Origin of the sequence: Variovorax sp. CF313 (assembly GCF_000282635.1) — a bacterium.
In the GTDB taxonomy this organism is placed as follows: domain Bacteria; phylum Pseudomonadota; class Gammaproteobacteria; order Burkholderiales; family Burkholderiaceae_C; genus Variovorax.
The window spans coordinates 87439-108710 of the sequence record NZ_AKIW01000073.1 but is presented as its reverse complement, the minus strand read 5'-3'; the positions used below and the strand labels follow the sequence as shown (position 1 = coordinate 108710).

The following is a 21272-nucleotide window of genomic DNA, read 5'->3' as shown; positions in this document are numbered from 1 at the left end:
AGTGCGCGAAGCCTGGGGGCGATCTTACTTACTTGCGCATGACCTTTTCGGAAGGCGTCAATGCTTCGATGTAAGCCGGGCGCGAGAAGATGCGCTCGGCGTACTTCAGCAGCGGTGCCGCGTTCTTGCTGAGGTCGATGCCGTAGTAGTCCAGGCGCCACAGCAGCGGAGCGATGGCCACGTCGAGCATCGAGAAGTTGTCGCCCAGCATGTACTTGTTCTTGAGGAACACGGGGGCCAGCTGCGTGAGGCGGTCGCGGATGTGCGAGCGGGCCTTTTCCAGCGCCTTCTCGTTGCCCTTGGTGGTGCGGTTCTCGAGCGTCGAGACGTGCACGAAGAGTTCCTTCTCGAAGTTGAGCAGGAACAGGCGCACGCGGGCGCGGTCGACCGGGTCGCCGGGCATCAGCTGGGGATGCGGGAAGCGCTCGTCGATGTACTCGTTGATGATGTTCGACTCGTACAGGATCAGGTCGCGCTCGACCAGGATCGGCACCTGGCCGTACGGGTTCATCACGCTGATGTCTTCGGGCTTATTGTAGAGATCGACGTCGCGGATCTCGAAGTCCATGCCCTTTTCGAACAACACGAAGCGGCAGCGGTGGGAAAAGGGGCAGGTCGTTCCTGAATACAAGACCATCATGGCGAGAGACTCCTAAAAATCAAAAAGAGTGGGTCGCGTTGGCAACCCACTCTGTGGGACCGGATGCACGAGGCGCCCGGTCGGCGTGGACGGAACTACTTGACGTCTTTCCAGTACGAGGCGTTCAGTCGCCACACGAAAACCACCGACATGGCCAGGAACAGCAGCACCCACACGCCGATGCGGATGCGGGTGTTCTGTGCCGGTTCGGCCATCCATTGCAGGTAACTCACCAGGTCGCCGACCGCATGGTCGTACTGCACGGGCGTCAGGGTGCCGGGAGTGACTTGCTCCCAGCCCTTGAACACTTCGGCCTCATGGCCGTGCTGTTCGATCTTGGTGTAGACCGGTCGGCGCTCGCCCTGCAGTTCCCACAGGGGGTTCGGCATGGCGACGCTCGGGAACACGAGGTTGTTCCAGCCGGTGGCCTTGGTGTCGTCGCGGTAGTAGGTGCGAAGGTACGTATAGAGGTAGTCGGCGCCGGTGCCGCCGTGGCCGGCGCGCGAGCGGGCGACCAGGGTCAGGTCAGGGGGCGTGGTGCCGAACCATTCCTTGGCCTGGCGGGCATCGATGTTCGCCTTCATGGTCTCGCCGACCTTGTCGGTCGAGAACAGGAGGTTGTCCTTGATCTGCTGCTCGGTGATGCCGAGATCCTGCAGGCGGTTGTAGCGCATGAAGGCAGCCGAGTGGCAGTTCAGGCAGTAGTTGACGAACAGCTTGGCGCCGTTCTGCAAGGCGGCCACGTCGGTCGTCTTGTTGGGTGCCTTGTCCCACGCAATGCCCTCGGACTCGGCCGATGCCGCCGCGGAGAAGGTCAGGCCCAGTGCAAGACCCAGGACCGCGAGCCAGCCGGAAATGCTTTTCTTCTTCATCGTGTTTCTCTCAGCTCTCTTGGCGCTTGTGGTTCTCAATGGGCGGCGAAGACCACGCGCTGGGGCACGGTCTTGAACTCGCCCTTGCTGCTCCACCACGGCATCAGCAGGAAGAAGCCGAAGTACACGAGCGTGCCGATCTGCGAGATCGTCTGCGCGATGTCCAGCTTGAACGAGCCGATGGCCAGCTCACCCCAGACGCCGGGCGGCTGGATGCCCAGGTAGCCCAGGATCAGGAAGAAGAAGACGAACAGGCCATACACATACTTGTGCCAGCCCGGACGGTAGCGGATCGACTTGACTTCGCTGTGGTCGAGCCAGGGCAGGAAGAACAGGATGATGACCGAGCCGCCCATGATGACCACGCCCCAGAACTTGGCATCGAAGTTCTTGAGCAGGAAGATCACGACAGCCGCAACGACGACGCCGGCGATCTTCAGGCCCATGCCCGACTTGCCCTTGACGAAGTTCCAGATGGCGGCTGCAGCGATGATCAGCGCGAACACGTTGACCATGTCGTCGGTGGTCGCGCGCAGCATCGAATAGAACGGCGTGAAGTACCAGACCGGGGCAATGTGGTTCGGCGTCTTCAGCGAATCGGCCGGAATGAAGTTGTTGTACTCGAGGAAGTACCCGCCGGCTTCAGGGGCGAAGAAGATCACCGCCGAGAAGATCGTGAGGAACACCACCACGCCGAAGATGTCGTGCACCGTGTAGTACGGATGCGACGGGATGCCGTCCAGCGGATGTCCATCGGGGCCGCGGTTGGCCTTGATCTCGATGCCGTCGGGGTTGTTCGAACCCACTTCGTGCAGTGCGATCAGGTGGGCCACCACCAGGCCGAGCAGCACCAGCGGCACGGCGATCACGTGGAAGCTGAAGAAGCGGTTCAGCGTGGCGTCGCTCACCACGTAGTCGCCGCGGATCAGCAGGGCCAGGTCTGGGCCGACGAAGGGAATGGCGGCGAACAGGTTCACGATCACCTGGGCGCCCCAATAGGACATCTGGCCCCAGGGCAGCAGGTAGCCCATGAAGGCCTCGGCCATCAGGCACAGGAAGATCGCGCAGCCGAACACCCAGATCAGCTCGCGCGGCTTGCGGTAGCTGCCGTACATGAGGCCGCGGAACATGTGCAGGTACACCACGATGAAGAACGCCGAGGCGCCCGTCGAGTGGATGTAGCGGATGAGCCAGCCCCACGGCACGTCGCGCATGATGTACTCGACCGATGCGAACGCCTGGTTCGCGTCGGGCTTGTAGTGCATGACGAGGAAGATGCCGGTGACGATCTGGATCACCAGGACCAGCATCGCCAGCGAGCCGAAGATGTACCAGAAGTTGAAGTTCTTCGGCGCGTAGTACTTGCCCCACTGGTCGTTCCAGAGCTTGGTGAGGGGGAAGCGGTTGTCGACCCAGTTCAGCAGCTTCTCGCCGGCGGGTGCGTTGGGGGAAATCTCGTGGAATTCAGCCATGTTCTTGTTCCGCCTCAGGCCTTCTTGGAGTCTTCACCGATCAGGAGCTTGGTGTCCGACAGGTACATGTGCGGCGGCACCGGCAGGTTGTCGGGCGCAGGCTTGTTCTTGAAGACCCGGCCGGCCAGGTCGAACGTGGAACCGTGGCAGGGGCAGAGGAAGCCGCCTTCCCAGTCGGCGGGCAGCGAGGGCTGCGGGCCGGCCTGGAAGCGGTCGCTCGGCGAGCAGCCCAGGTGGGTGCAGATGCCGACCACGACCAGCACTTCGGGCTTGATCGAGCGGTGCTCGTTCTGCGCGTACTTGGGGGTGAATTCGTCGGGGTGGCGCTTGGAGAGGGGATCGGCCAGCTGGCCATCCAGCTTGGGGAGTTCCGCGACCTGCGCGGGGGTGCGCTTGAGGATCCAGACCGGCTTGCCCCGCCATTCGACGGTCATTTTCTCGCCGACCTTGAGTGTCGAGATATCGACCTCGACCGCAGCACCCGCAGCCTTGGCCTTCTCGGAAGGCTGGAAAGTGCTCACAAAGGGAATGGCGGTGGCCACGCCGCCCGCTACGCCGGCACAGCTGGATGCGATCAACCACGTCCGCTTGCTTGTGTCGATCCGGGGCGAGCCGGAGGTCATGTCACTCATGGGGATCCTCTTGTCTTCTTCGCTGGAGCAGGGCCAACCTTAACCGTAGCAAGGTCAACCAAGGATTGTAGCGGGGCGCCGGATGGATTTTCAACGGGCCCCAACCCGCGGAAGCGGCGCACAGGCGCGCGACCGGGCATTGCGCGCCATGGCGTGGACCGGCCGCCGCCCGCAAGCAGGCGGCACGAGCGCACCGGCCTCAGTTCAGAAGGCCGTGCTGCGTCGCCTCGTGAACCGCCTGGGTCCGGGATTTCACCGAGAGCTTGCGGTAGATGCTCTTGGCATGAAACTCGACCGTATTGACCGACAGGAAGACCGACTCTGCGATCTGCCGGTTGCTCCACCCTTGCGCGATCAATCGCAGCACGTTGAGTTCGCGCGGCGACAACAAGCCGGACGCCGGCTGCGGCCGGGGCCGCGGTTGCGGAGGCGAAATGGCCGCGAATGGAGCAATGCCCTTCGTCCTGGCCGATGCCGCGATCGTGCCCAGGAGACGGCGTGCGACGCGCGAGTCCATCGGTGCACCGCCACGTTCGATCGAGCGCAGCTGAAAGGCCAGTTCGGCGTCGTCTGCCTCCGCCAGCAAGTAGCCCACGGCTCCCGCGGCAATGGCGGCATCCACCAGTTCGCGGTCGTCGGCCGCCGACATGGCGACACTCTCGATCCAGGGATAGGACTGGCGGGCATGTTGAATCAACGACACCCCGTCGCGGGCCGGCAGATTCATGTCGACCAGCATCAGGTCATAGGGCAGCGCTGCCAGCAGGTTGCGGGCTTCCGCCTGAGTGGACGCGACCACCACGCGCCGACCTGGCGCAAGTCCGCCCAGGATGCGCCGCATGCGCTCGGCCATGGCGATGTCTTCCTCAACGATCAAGGCACTGCGAAAAGTGCCGCCGTAGGAATTCCTGGGCGCTTCGAGCTCCAGCATCGACTGTGAAGACAACGGATGACAAGCAACACTCATGGCGACAACTCCGAACTAGAAATGCTCACTTTCGTTTCAGACACTGCAGGAACAATGCCTACGCAGAGCACTTTGAGTTGCAAATACCTCCGCCACGTCGAATGCCTTGATTTCATTGAGGAATGCGATGCTGCCAATGTGAATTTCAAGCGGTGACCGGCAGCAGCCTGCTTGTCGCGCCATCGCCGTTACGTCTGGCGCATCGAATGCGTTACGTAGCACCGCGAAACACGTCCGGGCGAAAGTCACGACTGCGTCCGTCCCCCGCTGTAGCAGGCGGGGGAATTTGTTGCGGCACATTTATGATGCTGTTAACCTCTTTGCGATAAACACCGAATTTCAAGGGATCAGCATGACGATTTTCAAGCTCTCAACGGCCATGGCCTTGGCCGTTCTGGCAACTTCTTCTGCTTTTGCTCAAACCCCCGGTGCGAGCGATAGAGCACAGATTATCCAGGGCGCGGCCGGCGCTGGTGGCGCCACCAATGCCGCAGTCGGACGAGTCAGCCCCCAAGTGGTTGGTGGCGTTGCCGCCGGCGTGGCGCTCGCTGCCGCTCTCGGCAGCAGCAACGGCGGCAATTCGGGCGGCGGCTTCGGCATTGGCCCTGGCGGCACGACAGGCACCGGCACCACCGGTACCACCGGCACGCGTTAATGCTGCGTGCCCTCCCCTTGGGAGGGCATTCGCTGAAAAGTCCGCGCGTAGGTTCCGCCACGCGATTCTTGAAACGTTGCCTTTGGGCAACGTTTTGTTTGGGCGTTGGCGGTTGCTCCTCCGGATCTTCTGCCATGCTGGATACGGCTCGCCTCCTCTATCGAGGTGCACCCGAATCGGCGCAACCCAACTTCAATCCCAACTACCGCTACCTGAAAACCGTCATTGACGGCCGAACCATTTTCATGGTCCTCGGCTATGTCGACAGGCGCGCCGAAGGGCCGGTGGAAGTCTGGTACAGCAGCTCCGGCGAGGTCGTCAAGCTCCTGAACGGCCACTTGGCAGGGACCACCGGCCTCAGCATCGACTGGCGCACCGTGCGCTTCTCTTCACTTCCTTCATGGCAAGCCGACCCGGGCACTTCTGCTTCGCAAGAGCAGCGGTACAGGCGCGAGCGGGATCTCATGCCGGGCTATCGCTTCGGCATTCGCGATGAAGTCGTTCGTACACCGATCGCACCGCCCGGCGACAGCGCCCTCTCCGGGACTGCCGCCAACTCCTTGCAATGGTATGAAGAGCGCAGCGTGTCGTTGCCCGCAAATTCTTCGCTGCCGAACGCGCGCTTTGCCGTCTCGCTTCTTTCAGGTACGCCTCAAGTCGTGTACTCGGAGCAATGCATTTCCAACGACTTCTGCATGAGCTTCGAGCGGTGGACACCTCCCGCGCCAGCAGCCGGCTCTCCGGCGGGCGCCGGGACATGAGAGCCCCGATTCGCACGCGCAGCAAACACCACTGGCCCCGTCACGTGGCCGTCGCCTGCGCGTTGGCGGCGAATTTCAGCGCGCTGGCACAGACTTGGGACAAGACCGCAGCCAACGCGCCGGCCAGCGATGCCGACGTGCGCCCCGGCGAACGCCTGAGCACCTGGTTGCTGCGCCAACCCGAGGGTGCCGCTGCGCCCGGCCTTGCATGGCGGGTCCCGCAGGAGCGACTCGCGCAGCAATTCCTCAAGAACACCTTGCTGGTTCGCATCGAAGCAGCGAACCGGCTCGCGGCGCGGGCCGATCAGGTCGAGCGGCTGAAGCTGATCACCTGGCTGCAGCAAATGCCAGTCACCGGCCGGGTGGCGCTCGGCGTGGTCGACCCGCGATGGCTGCAGGCCCATCCGGAAGAAGACCCAGTCCTGAGCGCCGGCCAGCAACTCGTCGCGCCGCCGGCCGACCTGAAGACCGTTGCCGTCGTCCGACCGAACGGCGAGCTTTGCCACGTGGCGCACGAAGCCGGCCGGTCCGCATGGGACTACGTCACGGCATGCGAACCCGTGGGCTCCTACGACTGGGCATGGGTTGCCCAGCCCGACGGCCGCACCGCTCGCGTGGGCGTTGCGCCATGGAACAGCCAGCCCTCCGATGAGCCGGCCCCGGGCGCGTGGATCTGGGCCGCGCCGCGCGACATGGCCGACCTGGTCGCTGCTTCTGAGGGAATCATCAAGTTCCTTGCAACGCAAGGACCTGCGCCACAAGGCAATGACAGCCTCGCGGCGGCATCGCCCGCGCGAATGGATCCGCAAGCTGCGCCCGCACCCTCAACCACGGTATCCGTGCGCCCGCAACCCGTTCCGCAATACCAGCCCTACCGCGCCAGCGGCAACGACTGGGGCGAAACCGGCTTGCTGCAGACGCCCACAGCCCGAATGGGCCAGGCCGGCGACTTCCGGACCTCCCTGACCAACGTGCACCCGTATTCGCGGCTCAACGTGATGTTCCAGCCGCTGGACTGGCTGGAGGCCGGCTTTCGCTACACGTCCATCAGCAATCGCGCCTACGAAGCCAGCACAACCGGCCAGAGCAACAAGGACAAGAGCATCGACCTGAAGGTGCGGCTCCTGAGCGAATCCGCCTATGTGCCAGAACTCGCGCTGGGCTTTCGAGACCTTGGTGGTACCGGCCTGTTTTCTTCCGAATACCTGGTTGCCAACAAGCGCCACGGCGACCTGGATTTCAGCCTTGGCATCGGCTGGGGATACCTGGGCAGCAGCGGCAACATCCGCAACCCGCTGATCGCGCTGAGCAGCCGATTCAGAACGCGCCCCGGTCGTTCATCATCGACAGGGGGCGAGGCGAACTTAGGCTCCTATTTCCGCGGCCCCGCGGCCCTGTTCGGCGGCGTGGCGTGGCGCACACCCTGGGAGCCGCTGACCGTCAAGCTCGAGTACGAAGGCAACGACTACCAGCACGAGCCGCAGAACAACAACCAGCGGCAACGCTCCCCCTTCAACATCGGCCTCGAGTACCGCTACTCGCCGAACGTGGCCTTCAGCGCCGGCTTCGAGCGCGGCAACAAGGTGATGGTTGGCATCACCTTGTCGACCAACGTCGCATCGATGCGATCCAGCAAGGTCGCCGATCCGCCCCAGCCACGCTTTACACCGGAAGCACCCGCGAATCCACCCGGGTGGGCATCCACGGCTGCCGAGATCGAGTCCCGTACCGAATGGACGGTCCAGCGCATCGCGCCGCAAGGCAGCGGCCTGCACGTCTGGATCACCGAGAGCAACACCGTCTATCGCGAAGCGCGCGTGCAGCAGATCATTGCCGTGCTGCATCGCGATGCACCGGCGTCGGCAAAGACGTTCATCCTGCACTACAACGAACGCGGCCTGGCCATGCACGCACAGGTCGTCGACAGAGCCGAATGGGTGACGGCGCACTACCAGGCGCAAACGCCCGCCGAGAAACGGGCCGTCAGCCAACGCGAGTACGCACCGCCGCAGGACAACAGCGAAGACCGGCTCCTCGAGTTTCCGTCGAAGAACGCGGCCACAACCGGAGCAACGAGCACCTCGCAGCCCGCCGAACCCGCGATGGCTGCCTGGGAGCATCGTCCCCAGAAATTCTTCTTCGGGTTGACCCCCAGCTTCTCGCAGATCCTGGGCGGGCCCGATGCTTTCGTGCTCTACCAGCTCGGTGTCCAGGCAACGGCCGAGTACCGCTTTACGCGGAGCACCTGGGTGAATGCCGCGCTGAACTGGCGACTGGTGGACAACTTCGACAAGTTCACCTACACCGCGCCCAGCAACCTGCCGCGCGTGCGAACCTTCCAGCGCGAGTACGTCACGTCGAAGCGCTTGACCATGCCGGTGCTTCAGCTGACCCACGTGGGCCGGTTGAACGAAGACCAGTACTACAGCGTGTATGGCGGTGCGCTCGAACCCATGTTCGCGGGCGTCGGCGCCGAATGGCTGTACCGGCCGTGGCGCAGCAAGTTTGCCCTGGGCGTCGACATCAACCATGTGCGGCAGCGCGACTTTGCGCAGGACTTCGGCCTGCGCGACTACAAGGTCAACACCGGCCATGCCACCCTGTACTGGGACACCGGCTGGAACGGCGTGCAAGCCAGGGTCAGCGTGGGCCAGTACCTGGCCGGCGATCGCGGCGTGTCCATCGACATCAGCCGCCGCTTCGACAACGGCGTGACGATCGGCGCCTATGCCACCAAGACCAATGTGTCGGCGGCGCGGTTCGGCGAAGGCAGCTTCGACAAGGGCATCTACATTTCGCTGCCATTCGACGCGCTGCTGCCGCGGTCCAGCAAGTTCTCCGCAAACTTCACCTGGGCTCCCCTGGTACGGGACGGTGGTGCAAAGCTGGGACGAATCAACCCGCTCTACGAAATGACGACCTCGCGGGACCCGAGGGCGTTCAGCTTCTCGCCGCCGGACGACAACAAGCCCAAGGCCGGGGACAACATTCTGGATTTCGGGCCGGCGCAGCAATAGCAAATTTTGGGCGGCATCCTTTGCGGATGCTGCTCTTGCTGATTTCGGCCTCTACTCGGCGCATCGCAAACGCAGCTGAAGTACGGCCGTCGTTATTGCTCGAGATGCACAACCGCATTTGGCATAAACATCGGCGCACCGGGCGGCATCCGCCCCATCTTCCGAATAGTCACGTCCTGGATAGCCGTGGCACGGGCGGTGAAATCATTGATGACGATCGAATTGACGATGGCGGTATTTGGCGTTTGAACCACCGGATTCTCAATCAAAATGCCACCCATTAAATAGGTATTTCGCGACCCCAACGCCCTAGAAATCAAAATTGGCGCACTGGCAGCCGCCGATTTGGATGCTGACGTATTGTTGTCGACAACGGTAGGATTTAAAACTTTGACGCGCAAGCGCCCCAAACCCCACTCTCGAAACGCTATGCCGTTAGATTTAGCACGCTTGGAAGTGGGAGAGAGAAATTCGATTACCCCAGAAATATTGCCCGCGGTCGGATCGTAGTTGACGAATTCTACGGCTACGGCAGATCCACTGTCTTCATGCCCTGAAATTCGAATATCAACGACGCTATCCGCTGCACCCGTCAAAGCGCCGAGAACAATTCCAATTCCCGCACCTGCGCAATTAATAGTCTTGGGGTTATTTATACGAATAAAATCGAGGCGATCGGTATTTTTGTTTGGCTCAATATCGAGACCAGCCCGCGGCGCGGTGCCATTTGTATTCACCCAAATGGGATCGTCTACCACCAATCGCTTGACCGAGATAACAGACATGCCTTGTCGGCGGTTGTTCTCAGCTTGGTGTTTACTTATGTAGACGTCCTCACAATAACCTTGTGTTTTCGTGCTTCCGACGTAAATACCGTCGCCCCAGCAGTTGGCTGTGACAGGGTTAATGATCCTTACTTGTCCGGTAGTCCCGCAAACCGAGATACCCATCCCCCATTCGCCACCAACGGCGCTATTAAGGTCACGTCGGCCATTAACGCTTGCATTTTCAATAAGCACGTCTCCCACATCGTGCACACGCAAGATTTGGTACGCCTTCGCCGAATGAGCGAGCAATTCAAGGCGGGAATTATTCGTGAAAAAGAGGTGCGAATTTGAGGGAATCGTGAGGCCAGCAGATGTCAATCGATAGATCCGAGAAAGCACCAAACGCTTGCCCACTGCCTCGTTGACGGCCTTCTGTAAAGCGGCCGTGTCGTCGGTAATGCCATCGCCCACCGCACCAAACTTCTCCGGAGTCACACTTTCGACGATGTCGGCACCCAGCGGGACGACAGCGAGCGTCTTGAGGAACTCACGACGTTGCATGGCGATGCGCCTCTTCCAGAAAATACAATTCAAGCCGCTACCACGATCGGTGACGCTGAGTTTCCGCCGCTTACGACACGCTCCTTCGCCACCAGTGGCGAAATCGCGTCTCGCACACGATGCTGCTCCATGTGTACCCAGTCGACTACTTCTACGTGCGGCTGATAGCCAGCCAGCATCTGCTCTAGCGCAGCCTTCAAGGCTGGAACGTCGCTGCTTTCAAGCGTTGCCTTCAGCACATCGAATTGGCGCCAAAGCTCTTCCCACGGTGGGCAATTTTCGTGCGCCTTCATCACGCGCGGATGCACCGTGGGCATGGCGTTGTTGCCGATCAACAGCTCTTCGTACAGCTTCTCGCCGGGGCGCAAGCCGGTGATGTGCAGTTCTATGTCGCCTTCGGGTGTTGCCTCGTCGCGCACGGTGCGCCCCGAGAGCTCCACCAGCCGACGCGCCAGATCGATGATGCGCACCGGGTTACCCATGTCGAGCACGAACACGTCGCCACCCCAAGCCATTGCGCCTGCCTGGATCACCAGCTGGGCGGCCTCGGGAATCGTCATGAAATAACGCGTGATGTCGGCATGCGTGAGCGTGATTGGCCCACCCGCTTCAATCTGGCGCCTGAACAACGGCACCACCGAACCACTGGAACCGAGCACGTTGCCGAAACGGACCATCGAGAAACAGGTTTCGGTACTCTGCTGCGCCAACCCTTGCAACGCCATTTCAGCCAACCGCTTGCTGGCCCCCATGATGTTGGTCGGCCGAACAGCCTTGTCCGTGCTGACCAGCACGAAGCGCCGGACCTTGCACTCCATTGCCACTTGCGCCGCGGTGAGCGTGCCGATCGCGTTGTTGCGCACGCCTTCGATCGGGTTGTGTTCGACGAGGGGCACGTGCTTGTAAGCGGCCGCGTGATAGACCGTGTCAGGGCGCCACGCATGCATGATCTCGCGCAGCCGGCGGGCATCGCACACCGAGGCCAGGAGCGGGATGACGCGCACTTCAGGCGCAAGCTCCTCGAGCTCCTGGTGAACGGCATAGAGCGCGTATTCGCTCAAGTCCACGAGCAGCAGGACCGATGGCGAAAGTTGGACGATCTGCCGGCAAAGTTCGCTGCCGATGGAGCCACCAGCCCCGGTAACCAGAACCACTTGGCTGCGAATGTGCTTGTGCAGCAAGTCGGCAACCGGCGCCACCGGATCGCGGCCCAACAAGTCTTCGATATCCACCTCGAGCAGGTCATTGACTTGCACCCTGCCGTTGGCCAGATCGGCCATGGCCGGCAATGTGCGTACATGCAGATGCAGCGGCAAGAGCCGATTCAAAATTTCAACGCGACGCAAATGGCTGGCCGACGGCATGGCCAGCAACACATCGGTAATGCCCTGCTTGGCGGCGTTCTGCTCCAACCATTCAACCGAGTGAATTCGCACGCCGTTGAGCGTGTTGCCCTGAAGGTGGGCCGCATCGTCCACAAAAGCGCAAAGCATCATTTCACGGCTTTGCGCCAATGCCGCGGCCAGCTGCAGACCGGCGCCGCCAGCACCGTAGATCACCACTTGCGGCAGAGCCTTGCGATGAAGTGCGCTCATGTACAGGCCACCGAGCCAGTAACGCGCAAACATGCGGCAACCCGCGATCGCGAGGAAGAGCAACAGCGGCGCCAGAATGCCCACCGTGCGGGGCACGCCCTTCACGCCGACTATGGAGAACATCAGTGCGTAGCCGAGGCCGAACACGGTGCAGGCCCGTACGATTGCCATCAAAGCAGCGCTGCCGGCATAGCGAAAGATGGCCCGGTACAAGCCGAAGACCACGAAGAGCGGCAACGCCAGGACCACAGCCATCACCGGCGCGGACCATTGCACCCCGCGCAGGGTTACCCATTGCTCATACCTAAAACTGAACGCCAGCCAAACGCAAAGCAAGCACAAAGCCGCATCCACGGCCAATGCCAACAAGCGTTTGGCAGGACGTGGCAGCGCAAGCAGCGGGGCAGCCAAACGATTGATCACGTGAGTTCCACTGGCCGGAAGCGCTGTTTCATTTCTTCATTTTCCGTGAAGAAATACCAGGGCACACCCCCTGTTCTGGGTATTCCGCCACGGTCAGATGTGAGTTTGTGTATTGTCTGTGTCGAGACAAGTGACTCGGTACTGAAGAAGATTTCCCTTTCTTTGCACCGAAGCCATGCTTCGTACAAGCGGCAAACTCAGGCCGCTTCCTTGTACTTGTACTCGGTATAGCGGTAGCCGCCGTACTTGTAGCCGTAGCTTCCGTAGTGCCTACGCGAGAGGTCCATGCCGTTGAAGACCACGCCGTTAACTCGCTGCCCCGCGTGCGCCAGGCGCTTGACGCTCTCATTGAGCTCACCAAGTTGCGTCAGGCCGTCGCGAGCAACCAGCAGGATGGCCCCGGTATGTGCAGCCACTGCCGCGGCATCAGCCGCAACCAGCACCGGCGGACTGTCGATTACCACCAGGTCGTACTGGGCAGACATGGCATTCAGCAAGTCGCCCAGCCTTGACGACAACATCATGTTCGCCGGGTTAACCGGGTAGTTACCGGTCGTAAGAACGTCGAGGTTAGGTACGACCTGGGCATGGATCGCCTGCTCGGTGCTCATGTCTCCCACCAGCACCTCGGCCAGGCCGCCCTGCCGCGGAAGGCCGAAGGCTTTCTGGATGTGCCCCTTGCGCAAGTCGGCATCGATCAGCAGCACGCGTTTGCCGGCCTGCGCCATGATCACTGCGAAGTTGCCCGAAACAAAGCTCTTGCCCACGCCCGGCGTCGCACCAGTGATGAGCACCCGGTTGTTCCCGGATTCCATCATGGTCAGCTGCAGGGAGATGCGCAGGTTGCGCAAGCTCTCTATGGCGACACTTCCCGGCTCGGTGACGGCCAGGACCTGCACGCCGCCGGCACCGCCGGCAATGCGCTGAAGAATCTTCTCCTGTTCGACGGCAAGGGGGACAACGGAATAGACGTTCAATCCAAGACGATCTTCGATCTCTTGAGGATTCCGAATGCCGTTGGCCATTTTGCTGCGCAGGATGGCCAGCGAGATGCCAGCCAACAAACCCAGCACCAGCGACAGCGCCACAACCAGCGGTTTCTGTGGCTTCACAGGCCTCTTGGGCTCGGTGGCCTTGTCGAGCAAGCGCACGTTGCCGACCTTGCCTTCCTTGACGAGGCGCAACTGCAGCGAGCTGTTGAGCAGCGATTTGTAGAGTTCGCCGTTGACGCGCACGTCTCGCTCCAGCCGCAGCGCGTCTCGCTGCTGAACAGGCATGGCGCTCACGCGACGGTCGATGCCATCGAGTTCATGGCGGAAGGCAGCGATTTGCCCATCGACCACGCGCACCTTGGGATTCGTTTCAGTAAAGCGCGCGAGCAGTTCGCGTCGCAGTTGCTCTGACTCGAGCTTCTTGGTCTCCAACTGAACCGCCTGGCTCAAGATTGCCTTGGCTTCCTCATCGAAGGCAACGGTTCCGTTCTTGTTCCGGAAGTTTGCGTACGCATCTTCAGAGCCTTCGAGCTGCTTCTTGAACTCGGGCAACTGCCGGTCGAGAAATTCGAGCGTCTTCTCTGCCTCAGCGGCCTTGCGTTCGACGTTTTGATGCACGTACTGCGCGCCGATTGCATCGAGGATGCGCCGCAAGCGATCGCGATCGCTGTCTTCCAGTGTTGCGCTGATTACGTTCGACTGCTTGCCCTGCTCGCTGAGCTGAATTCGCTTTTGCAGGTCCTCGGTAGTGGCAAGCACAGAAGCGCGAGAGACGATGAACTGTGCACCGGGCTTGCCGTCGAGCTGCGAGACGATGAGCACAATCGTGCCGCCGTGCACCTGCTGGCTCAGCAACTTGCCTACCGTGCCGGTCAGTGGCTCGGCTAGGTCAGGGTGGGCAAGCGTGTACTGGCCATTGGCCTGTGCCGTGATGGTGAAAGGCTTCTGGTCTTCAAACTCAGGGGGAACATCAAACTTGGCGATGTCGATCGCCTCCGTGCCCGAGACGTAACCGCTCATCCCCAGAAAACCGGGCTCCGACAGCTCCTTGGCACGGCGGGCGAGCCACTCGCCGATCAGCGGCGTATAGCGTGGCTGCGCATCGATGTATAAGCGCGTTGCCTCGACCGCCCCGCCCATGATCATTCGCGACCGAATGATCTGGATTTCGCCAGTGGCTGGCGTCTTCACGTCAAACAGGCTTCCTGTATCGCCAAGAAAACTCTTCGCGTCGGGTGCGGAGTCTTCGACCTGGACCAGCAGGTTGGACTGATAGACAGGCGTCGACAGCACCGCGTAGGCGACACCCAGCGCGACGGCGGCGAACGTGATGCCCGCCACCAACCATTTGCGGTCGATCAGGATGTCCAGGTATTCGGACAGGTGAATTACATCGTCTTCGTCGTCGCGCAGAGGCCCGACAACGGCAGCCGACGAGGCAGACGGAGAAGCAAGGGAAGTCATAAGAATTTTCTAATGCGTTCGACCCACGCACTGGCGCCGGCATCGATGAGTTGCAGGGCTTGCTCGAAGGCCGGTCGGCCCAAGCGGTAGGGGTCGGGGATGTCGACGCGCGCAACCTCACCCAGACGGAACAATTTGCCGCGCGTGAGCGGGTAACGTTGGTTGATTTGCAGCCGCTGCTCTTCATCCATGACAAGGATGAGATCGGCCTGCTGGCACATCAGATTGGTCAGTTGCCGCGCACGGTGAGACTCGATGTCGAGCCCGCGCTCGGCCATGAGTTGACGCGCAATGGGATCAGCCGGCTGCCCCACCAGCGCACCAACGCCCGCCGAAGCCACCTCGAGCTGCGGCAAGGCAGCGGCGATCAAGGCCTCTCCCATCGGGCTGCGGCAGATGTTGCCGATACATACGACCAGAACGGACTTCATGACGCGGGACGGCCCAGCAGGTCAGCGACATCCGGTGGTCGCACAAGACTATTGATCACAATTAGAAAGCTCCCCTTCCGGCAACATTTTAGTTGCCAACTCTCACGAACCGGCTTCAAGGCGCGAGCACAGTCGGGCATCAAACACGCTCGGGCGGGCGACGCCATGCCAAGCGAGCCAGCAACTCGCCAAGTAAGAGTCCAATCCCGTCGGCCAGCAAGTCTCCCCACTCGGCAAACCGGTCAGGCGTGAAGGACTGCAGCACTTCGATGAATCCGCCATAAGTCAACAGCGCCGCGAGAACGACGACCGTGCGACCCGGGTAAGCACAATGACCCAAAAAGCCCAGCACGGCGTAGGCAAGCAAATGATTGGTCTTGTCCCATCCGGTGGAAGGTAGCGAGGTACTGACCGGCACGAGCGAAAGCACAAGAATCGCGATGGCGCTGCTCCAAAACGCGAGACGGAACAGCAAGCCAACTTGTCGCCTCGTCATTTTTTCTTTTTTGCGTGCTACGTGATCAGGCATGCACTACCTCGCCCGGGTGCAACGTGCGATCTGACGCCACCCTTGCCCCATAAGCTAGAGCGGCTCCCACCGGCATCCACGCGCGGCGGCCCAGCAGGCTGCCACCGGCCATTCCCGCATTCACACCCAGATGAGCGAATGGCTCCACTGTGCAGTCGTGATCGATCACGGCCCCGCAGTTCACGATGACACCTTCACCCAGTTGGGCACCTGTGCCCACGATAGCTCCGGCCATGACGGCGCTCCCCTGGCCCACGGTGGCTCTGGGCGATACAGTGGCTGCAGGGTGGATGACCGTTGCCAAAGCCAGCCCCTCAGCTTGAACGCGCTGGTGCAAGGCCTCGCGCGACGCGTTGTTGCCAATGGCCACAACCACTGCATCGACTTGGCCTCGGCATGTACCCAATATGGCAGTTGTTCCCCAGACAGGCCAGTCCCACAACCGCTGCGAGGGCACGGCAGCATCATCGAGGAAAGCCGTTAACGCGTAGTCCCGGCGCAGCAACACTGCCTCCGCGACGGAACGCCCATGGCCACCCGTGCCGATGATCAGCAAGCGTTTCATCGCCATTCCTTGTGTATTTGCGTTCAATGCGTCACACCGTCACGGTTCATCACTTTGACGAAGGTGCGCCAGAGAATGCGAACGTCGAACCAGAAAGACTGACGCTGAAGGTATTCAACGTCAAACTGAACCTTGATTGGAATTGGCAACTCGTCACGCCCGTTGACCTGAGCCCAACCGGTAAGGCCAGGCACCAAGAGATGCACACCATGCTGGGTACGCAACCCGATCAGATCTGCCTGATTGAAGAGCGCCGGGCGCGGCCCGACAAAACTCATGTCCCCAACCAGAATGCTCCACAACTGCGGCAACTCATCCAGACTGCTCTTGCGCAGAAAGGGGCCGATAGGCGTCAGGTACACCCCGGGGTCGGATAGCAGGTGCGTAGCCACCGCCGGCGTGCCAACCCTCATGCTGCGGAACTTCGGCATCTTGAAGATGCGGTTGTTGCTGCCCACGCGGTCGGACCAATAGAGAGCAGGTCCGCGCGAAGTGAGGCGCACGGCCAGCGCAATCACGACCACCGGCAGCAGCAACACCATGGCCGCGCAGAGCGCGAGAACCAGATCAAACAGACGCTTCATTCAAGTACCCTTCCGCCGCCCTCTTCAAACCCTCTTCGACACTGAGGGGCGGCGCCCATCCCAGCCGTTGCTTTGTGTCCGAGATATCCACTTGTAGCGAGCCACAGAGCCGTTGCGCAACACTGCGACGGCCTAGCACGGCGGCACCGAGCTCCAGCCAGCTAACCGGCACGGGCAAGAGCCGCGCCGGTCGTCCCATCGCCTGCCCGAGGCGTCGCAGCAACTGGGAAGTCGAAAGGTCTTCGTCATCCGAAACCAGAAAGATCCGGTTTGCCGCAGCCGGGTGAGATATGCAGGTCACCAGCAGATCGACCAGATTGCCGAGTGCCACCATGCTGCGACGGTTGTGCTCGATTCGGCCCAACGGCAGGGGCAAGCGACGCGCAACCGCGCCCATCATGGCGCGGAAGTTCGCCCCGACGCCGCGCCCATACACCAGCGGCGGACGAACGATTGCCACTTCCATTCCGGAGTCGATAGCCAACTGGCGCAAACCTGCTTCGGCCTCGTGCTTGGAGATTCCGTACGCATCCTGCGGCGCCGGCGCATCATCCACGCGGAAAGGTCTTCCGACCGCCGTCGCTTCGCCGTTCACCTTGATTGAGCTGACAAAGACAAAACGCCTGACACCCGCCGCGGCAGCCTGCCGTGCCAAGTTCAAGGTGCCTTCCACGTTCACCGAACGGAATGCGCTCAGCGGGTCTTCCGCGGTGTCCTGCATCACATGTACACGGGCGGCGCAATGGACGACTGCGCGGGTCCCTCGCAGCGCTTCGCTCCAATCGGTGCCGCTGGACAAATCCCCCACCGCGCGCTGTTCGATCGAAGCCGGCAGACGCCGACTCTGCTGCCGGACCCCGGCCACGATTTCGAATGAAGCCATCGACATCGCACCTGCGCTCGAAACGCCCGACGAGCCGGTGGTCATCAACCGCCGAATAAGCTCGCTGCCCACGAAGCCGGTAGCGCCGGTGACAAGAACCCTCACGCGACCACCTCTTCCCACACCTGCATGGTTTTGGCAGCAACAAGCTCCTGCGAGAACTCTTGTTCGACCATGAGACGCCCTTGTGCGCCCATTTGTTCGCGCATCGCGCGATCAGTCATGAGCGTCTCGAGTGCATTGGCCAAGGCCGTGACATCGCCAAACGGAACCAGGAGCCCGTTCTTGCCATCAACGACGACCTCTCGACAACCTGGCACATCGAACGTGACGATCGGCCTTGAGCAACTGGCAGCTTCGAGCAACGCCTTGGGCAATCCTTCGCGATAAGAAGGCAGGCACACCACGTGCGCATTGGCCAGCACCGAGGGCATGTCATTGCGGTTTCCCCAGTACTCCACCACGCCCTCCGCCTCCCAGGCTTTCAGGGTCTGCAGCGGAACACACGATGGGTTGTGGTCGTCACGGCCGCCCACCAACGCGAATCGCGCGCGGATACCGCGTTTTTGCAGGAGTCTCGCAGCTGCTACAAATTCGGCCACGCCCTTGTCCCACAACATCCGCCCCGGAAGCACAACGAGCATCTGCTGGGCGGACTCCGGTGTCGCGAGGAAAGCGTTCACATCCACCCCGGCGCCACGGATCAGCCGGATTTTTTCTGGCGCAATGATCTTCGCGTTCGACAACACCTGTGCGTCGTCCGGGTTCTGCAGAATCAAACGGGTGGTGGGATTGCGAAATGCAGCGCGAAACGCCTGGACGATGAACGGGCGCAAACACCGTGCAAGCATCTTCTGCGAAGAGAACACATATCCAAGGCCTGCCAGCGCAAACACCCTGCCCCCCGATTTTTTGGCCTTGCCGGCCATTGCGCTGTACAGGACGGGCTTGAGCGCCACGGCGTGCAGAACGTCAGGCTGAAACGCCTTGATGGCGGCGCGCACTTCTTTCAGCGCGCGCCATTCGGTCAGCGGATTCTTGGAGCGCCGCTCGAGGAACCACGGGAAGACCTCGATCCCCGATTTCTCCAGCAGTTCTGCATGGCTCGAGATACGACACAAGACCGCAACGCGATAACCTGCAGCCTTTGCGTGCAATGCCAACTGAAGACGATGGGAAACGAAGTACCAATCTTCCGATATGACAAACATTAATCGCTTCATTTCATCACCGTCGCGTGCTTTGCCAATCAAGGGTGAATACTTTTTCGCTCCCCAACTCAATCAATTCAGTCATTATTTTTTCGCTCCAGCCTTCAGTAGAAGGCTCGCCAATCGGGGGCCGACCTGCTGGACACAATATTCCGCCTCCACGCGCTGGCGACCCGCGTCGCCCAAGGATCGTCGCAAGGCAGCATCACCCAAGAGTTGCTCCAGTTTGCTCACCCAGGCATCCGCTGACGCTGCTAGAAACCCGTTGCTACCATCTCGCACGATTTGGATATTCACACCAACAGGCGAGGCCACAACTGGCAATGCGCACGCCATGTATTGAATGAGTTTGTAGCCACACTTGCCGCGCTCCCATTGCGAATCGGACAAGGGCATAACGCCCACATCGCACTCGGCGATCGACTGGACCTCTGACTCCTCAGTCCACGGCACACACTCGACGTCGACACCAACCATTTCTAGACTGCCGCCTATCACACGCAGCTTGAATGCGGAGCGCGCGGCCAGCGTCGTCAACGACGCTTCAAGTGCGGCCAAGTATTTGACCGTGGATGGTGAACCAATCCATACGACGCGCGGCACGCTGAGTTGTCCTTGATTCGAAGGTCGAGGCACGTACCGCTCTAAATCAATCACCGTGGGCACCACCTCTACCCATCGAGCACCAGCATCTCGCGCACGTTGGGCCAAGTATTCATTACCTGCAACGACCAAACGAGCACCCGCCATCAAGCGATCAATCCGCCGTCCAAATAAATGACGAACCCATGCCGAAGGATGTAGATCGTAGTTATGAAAGATTGCATCATCGTAGTCGAGCACATACGGCACGCCGGTGAGCAATATCTTTTCCCACGGCGCCGGCATCCAAGGCAACGCCTCTTTTTCAATCCAGACCAAATCAAAATGCTGCCGCTGCAGCAGTTTCCTCACGCGACTTGCATAAGCCTTCATGACCGAGCCGAGGCCATAGCGCTTTTGCTCATACTTACGCAACAGCATCTCGTCGCTAAAGAGCGGTTGAATTGTGCTGTCTATCCCTACCTTTTTCAGGCTCGACAAAAACTGCATGGTGCGCAAGCGAGAGGAGGCTCCCAAACGCCCATAACGCGTAAGTGCAAGGATTTTCATTTACGCGAGTTTTTCAAAATGGTTGGAAGTGCCCGCCATAGCATTCCATAGCCCCTCAGTGTGTTACCCAGATCTTTCAACCCACCACGAAAAATAGAAAATACAGAACGGGATACGGGTTCGATGAACAAAGTTGCCCCTGCAAGCACCCAAGCGGAGACAGGAGAAAAGTGCTTGAACGCATAGAACAAACGACTGCGCAGCGCGTAAAAAAGCCTTCCAGCTTTGATTTGTCCCGATGTGCCACCACCGGCATGGAATGCCTGTGCGCTAGCCAGATAAACGCTACGCCAACCCGCCTTTCTGGCTCGATAAGAAATATCCAAATCCTCCAGATAAACAAAGAAGCGCTCGTCGAATCCCGCGAGTGATTCAAACAATTCACGTCGGACCAAGAAAAATGCACCTATTACATGATCGACCTCTCGATCATTCGCGTGATCCCATTCATCCATATGGTGACTCCACGATCGCAACCAAGGCACCTTATTCAAACCAAATGTTTGAACAATCAGCAAAAATGCCGTAGGAAAGCGAGCACAAGTGCGCGACACCTGACCAAGCGAATCAATCAATTGAATTCCAGAGATGCCGACGTTGGCATTCTCATGCTTCCGCATATAGTCCAACGGGACGGACAGCGAATCGCGAAACAATCGAGCATCGGGATTTAGAAACAAAATATATTCGCTCTCGCACAACTTCGCACCTTGATTGCAAGCCGCGCCAAACCCCAAATTATTCTTATTGAAGATAAAATCCAAAGGGATTTGGCAATCACCAAGATTGACATTTACCATAGAATCGTCCACCGAATCATTATCCACAACAACGATTCGATCAACCACCCCCCCATGATTGCCGGCGATGCTCGCCACGGCCTCCCGTAGTTGCGCGCCCGAATTCCAATTCACCAAAACAATATCAATCACGAATTGCACCCTTTGAGATGCGGCCAATGATCCAAATCCGGCCAATGCCAAGAATCATAAAATTCACACAAGGAAGAAATCAAAATTCTTGAAAGTCGTACAACTTGCAGATGCGAAAGTCGAATGGCAACGAGCCTGCTTAACCTTCGAATTTTTTACTTAGGATA

The 21272-nt window shown here is 60.4% G+C and carries 19 protein-coding genes; 3 read left to right on the top strand and 16 right to left on the bottom strand.

All coding sequences use genetic code 11. The features are described from left to right. Nucleotides 1-28: 28 nt before the first annotated feature. The 5 genes from PMI12_RS18165 to PMI12_RS18145 form a co-directional block, all read right to left on the bottom strand. On the bottom strand, nucleotides 29-640 hold the full coding sequence (locus tag PMI12_RS18165; protein ID WP_007835362.1) for a glutathione S-transferase N-terminal domain-containing protein: 612 nt from the start codon (nucleotides 638-640) through the stop codon (nucleotides 29-31). A 95-nt stretch (nucleotides 641-735) separates the two neighbouring features. Continuing rightward, nucleotides 736-1512 (bottom strand): cytochrome c1, encoded by a 777-nt coding sequence (locus PMI12_RS18160; protein ID WP_007835359.1) that lies wholly within the window; start codon nucleotides 1510-1512, stop codon nucleotides 736-738. 35 nt (nucleotides 1513-1547) lie between these two features. Continuing rightward, nucleotides 1548-2984, bottom strand: a complete 1437-nt coding sequence (locus PMI12_RS18155; protein WP_007835358.1) for a cytochrome b — start codon at nucleotides 2982-2984, stop codon at nucleotides 1548-1550. A gap of 14 nt (nucleotides 2985-2998) precedes the next feature. After that, nucleotides 2999-3616, bottom strand: coding sequence for a ubiquinol-cytochrome c reductase iron-sulfur subunit (gene petA, locus PMI12_RS18150; RefSeq protein WP_007835356.1), 618 nt, complete (start codon nucleotides 3614-3616; stop codon nucleotides 2999-3001). Nucleotides 3617-3815: 199 nt separating this feature from the next. After that, complete coding sequence (locus PMI12_RS18145; RefSeq protein ID WP_042673672.1) at nucleotides 3816-4547, bottom strand: response regulator transcription factor; 732 nt, start codon at nucleotides 4545-4547, stop codon at nucleotides 3816-3818. 388 nt (nucleotides 4548-4935) lie between these two features. Here PMI12_RS18145 and PMI12_RS18140 point away from each other — a divergent pair, with 388 nt between their 5' ends. From PMI12_RS18140 to PMI12_RS18130, 3 genes are all read left to right on the top strand, one after another. After that, nucleotides 4936-5238 (top strand): hypothetical protein, encoded by a 303-nt coding sequence (locus tag PMI12_RS18140; protein ID WP_007835353.1) that lies wholly within the window; start codon nucleotides 4936-4938, stop codon nucleotides 5236-5238. Between the two features lie 134 nt (nucleotides 5239-5372). Beyond that, nucleotides 5373-5999 carry a YjbF family lipoprotein gene (locus PMI12_RS18135; protein ID WP_007835351.1) on the top strand — a complete coding sequence of 209 codons (627 nt, stop codon included), beginning with the start codon at nucleotides 5373-5375 and terminating at the stop codon, nucleotides 5997-5999. Next, a complete protein-coding gene (locus PMI12_RS18130) occupies nucleotides 5996-9016 on the top strand; it encodes a YjbH domain-containing protein (protein ID WP_042673681.1) in 3021 nt (1006 codons plus the stop codon). Before PMI12_RS18135 ends, PMI12_RS18130 begins: the two co-directional genes overlap by 4 nt. Nucleotides 9017-9108: 92 nt before the next feature. Here PMI12_RS18130 and PMI12_RS28790 read toward each other — a convergent pair whose 3' ends face one another. The 11 genes from PMI12_RS28790 to PMI12_RS28270 form a co-directional block, all read right to left on the bottom strand. Continuing rightward, nucleotides 9109-10344: a hypothetical protein gene (locus tag PMI12_RS28790; RefSeq protein WP_007835347.1), complete on the bottom strand. Its 1236-nt coding sequence runs from the start codon at nucleotides 10342-10344 to the stop codon at nucleotides 9109-9111. Nucleotides 10345-10373: 29 nt separating this feature from the next. After that, nucleotides 10374-12362, bottom strand: a complete 1989-nt coding sequence (locus PMI12_RS18125; RefSeq protein ID WP_007835345.1) for a polysaccharide biosynthesis protein — start codon at nucleotides 12360-12362, stop codon at nucleotides 10374-10376. Between the two features lie 197 nt (nucleotides 12363-12559). Continuing rightward, the gene (locus PMI12_RS18120; RefSeq protein WP_007835343.1) at nucleotides 12560-14818 is read right to left on the bottom strand and encodes a polysaccharide biosynthesis tyrosine autokinase; all 2259 of its coding nucleotides are present in this window, start codon (nucleotides 14816-14818) and stop codon (nucleotides 12560-12562) included. Further along, nucleotides 14815-15249 (bottom strand): low molecular weight protein-tyrosine-phosphatase, encoded by a 435-nt coding sequence (locus PMI12_RS18115; RefSeq protein ID WP_007835341.1) that lies wholly within the window; start codon nucleotides 15247-15249, stop codon nucleotides 14815-14817. The genes PMI12_RS18120 and PMI12_RS18115 overlap by 4 nt, the downstream gene beginning before the upstream one ends. Nucleotides 15250-15388: 139 nt before the next feature. Continuing rightward, a complete protein-coding gene (locus PMI12_RS18110) occupies nucleotides 15389-15778 on the bottom strand; it encodes a VanZ family protein (protein ID WP_007835340.1) in 390 nt (129 codons plus the stop codon). Next, nucleotides 15771-16343, bottom strand: a complete 573-nt coding sequence (locus tag PMI12_RS18105; protein WP_007835338.1) for an acetyltransferase — start codon at nucleotides 16341-16343, stop codon at nucleotides 15771-15773. The genes PMI12_RS18110 and PMI12_RS18105 overlap by 8 nt, the downstream gene beginning before the upstream one ends. Before the next feature lie 23 nt (nucleotides 16344-16366). Further along, nucleotides 16367-16927 (bottom strand): sugar transferase, encoded by a 561-nt coding sequence (locus PMI12_RS18100; protein WP_007835336.1) that lies wholly within the window; start codon nucleotides 16925-16927, stop codon nucleotides 16367-16369. Next, entirely contained in the window at nucleotides 16911-17915 is a 1005-nt protein-coding gene (locus PMI12_RS18095) for a UDP-glucose 4-epimerase family protein (RefSeq protein ID WP_042673666.1), read from the bottom strand. Before PMI12_RS18095 ends, PMI12_RS18100 begins: the two co-directional genes overlap by 17 nt. After that, entirely contained in the window at nucleotides 17912-19063 is a 1152-nt protein-coding gene (locus PMI12_RS18090) for a glycosyltransferase family 4 protein (protein ID WP_202801685.1), read from the bottom strand. The genes PMI12_RS18095 and PMI12_RS18090 overlap by 4 nt, the downstream gene beginning before the upstream one ends. 42 nt (nucleotides 19064-19105) lie before the next feature. Further along, nucleotides 19106-20173: a glycosyltransferase family 4 protein gene (locus PMI12_RS18085; RefSeq protein ID WP_007835330.1), complete on the bottom strand. Its 1068-nt coding sequence runs from the start codon at nucleotides 20171-20173 to the stop codon at nucleotides 19106-19108. Next, nucleotides 20170-21105, bottom strand: a complete 936-nt coding sequence (locus tag PMI12_RS28270; protein WP_081502671.1) for a glycosyltransferase family 2 protein — start codon at nucleotides 21103-21105, stop codon at nucleotides 20170-20172. The genes PMI12_RS18085 and PMI12_RS28270 overlap by 4 nt, the downstream gene beginning before the upstream one ends. Nucleotides 21106-21272 lie beyond the last annotated feature (167 nt).

Coding starts and splice junctions, on each gene's coding strand:
- PMI12_RS18105 (WP_007835338.1), bottom strand. CDS start 16,343: ATGAAACGCTTGCTGATCATCGGCACGGGTGGCCATGGGCGTTCCGTC.
- petA (WP_007835356.1), bottom strand. CDS start 3,616: ATGAGTGACATGACCTCCGGCTCGCCCCGGATCGACACAAGCAAGCGG.
- PMI12_RS18110 (WP_007835340.1), bottom strand. CDS start 15,778: ATGCCTGATCACGTAGCACGCAAAAAAGAAAAAATGACGAGGCGACAA.
- PMI12_RS18120 (WP_007835343.1), bottom strand. CDS start 14,818: ATGACTTCCCTTGCTTCTCCGTCTGCCTCGTCGGCTGCCGTTGTCGGG.
- PMI12_RS18160 (WP_007835359.1), bottom strand. CDS start 1,512: ATGAAGAAGAAAAGCATTTCCGGCTGGCTCGCGGTCCTGGGTCTTGCA.
- PMI12_RS18085 (WP_007835330.1), bottom strand. CDS start 20,173: ATGAAAATCCTTGCACTTACGCGTTATGGGCGTTTGGGAGCCTCCTCT.
- PMI12_RS18165 (WP_007835362.1), bottom strand. CDS start 640: ATGATGGTCTTGTATTCAGGAACGACCTGCCCCTTTTCCCACCGCTGC.
- PMI12_RS18100 (WP_007835336.1), bottom strand. CDS start 16,927: ATGAAGCGTCTGTTTGATCTGGTTCTCGCGCTCTGCGCGGCCATGGTG.
- PMI12_RS18130 (WP_042673681.1), top strand. CDS start 5,996: ATGAGAGCCCCGATTCGCACGCGCAGCAAACACCACTGGCCCCGTCAC.
- PMI12_RS18155 (WP_007835358.1), bottom strand. CDS start 2,984: ATGGCTGAATTCCACGAGATTTCCCCCAACGCACCCGCCGGCGAGAAG.
- PMI12_RS18135 (WP_007835351.1), top strand. CDS start 5,373: ATGCTGGATACGGCTCGCCTCCTCTATCGAGGTGCACCCGAATCGGCG.
- PMI12_RS18115 (WP_007835341.1), bottom strand. CDS start 15,249: ATGAAGTCCGTTCTGGTCGTATGTATCGGCAACATCTGCCGCAGCCCG.
- PMI12_RS18145 (WP_042673672.1), bottom strand. CDS start 4,547: ATGCTGGAGCTCGAAGCGCCCAGGAATTCCTACGGCGGCACTTTTCGC.
- PMI12_RS18140 (WP_007835353.1), top strand. CDS start 4,936: ATGACGATTTTCAAGCTCTCAACGGCCATGGCCTTGGCCGTTCTGGCA.
- PMI12_RS28790 (WP_007835347.1), bottom strand. CDS start 10,344: ATGCAACGTCGTGAGTTCCTCAAGACGCTCGCTGTCGTCCCGCTGGGT.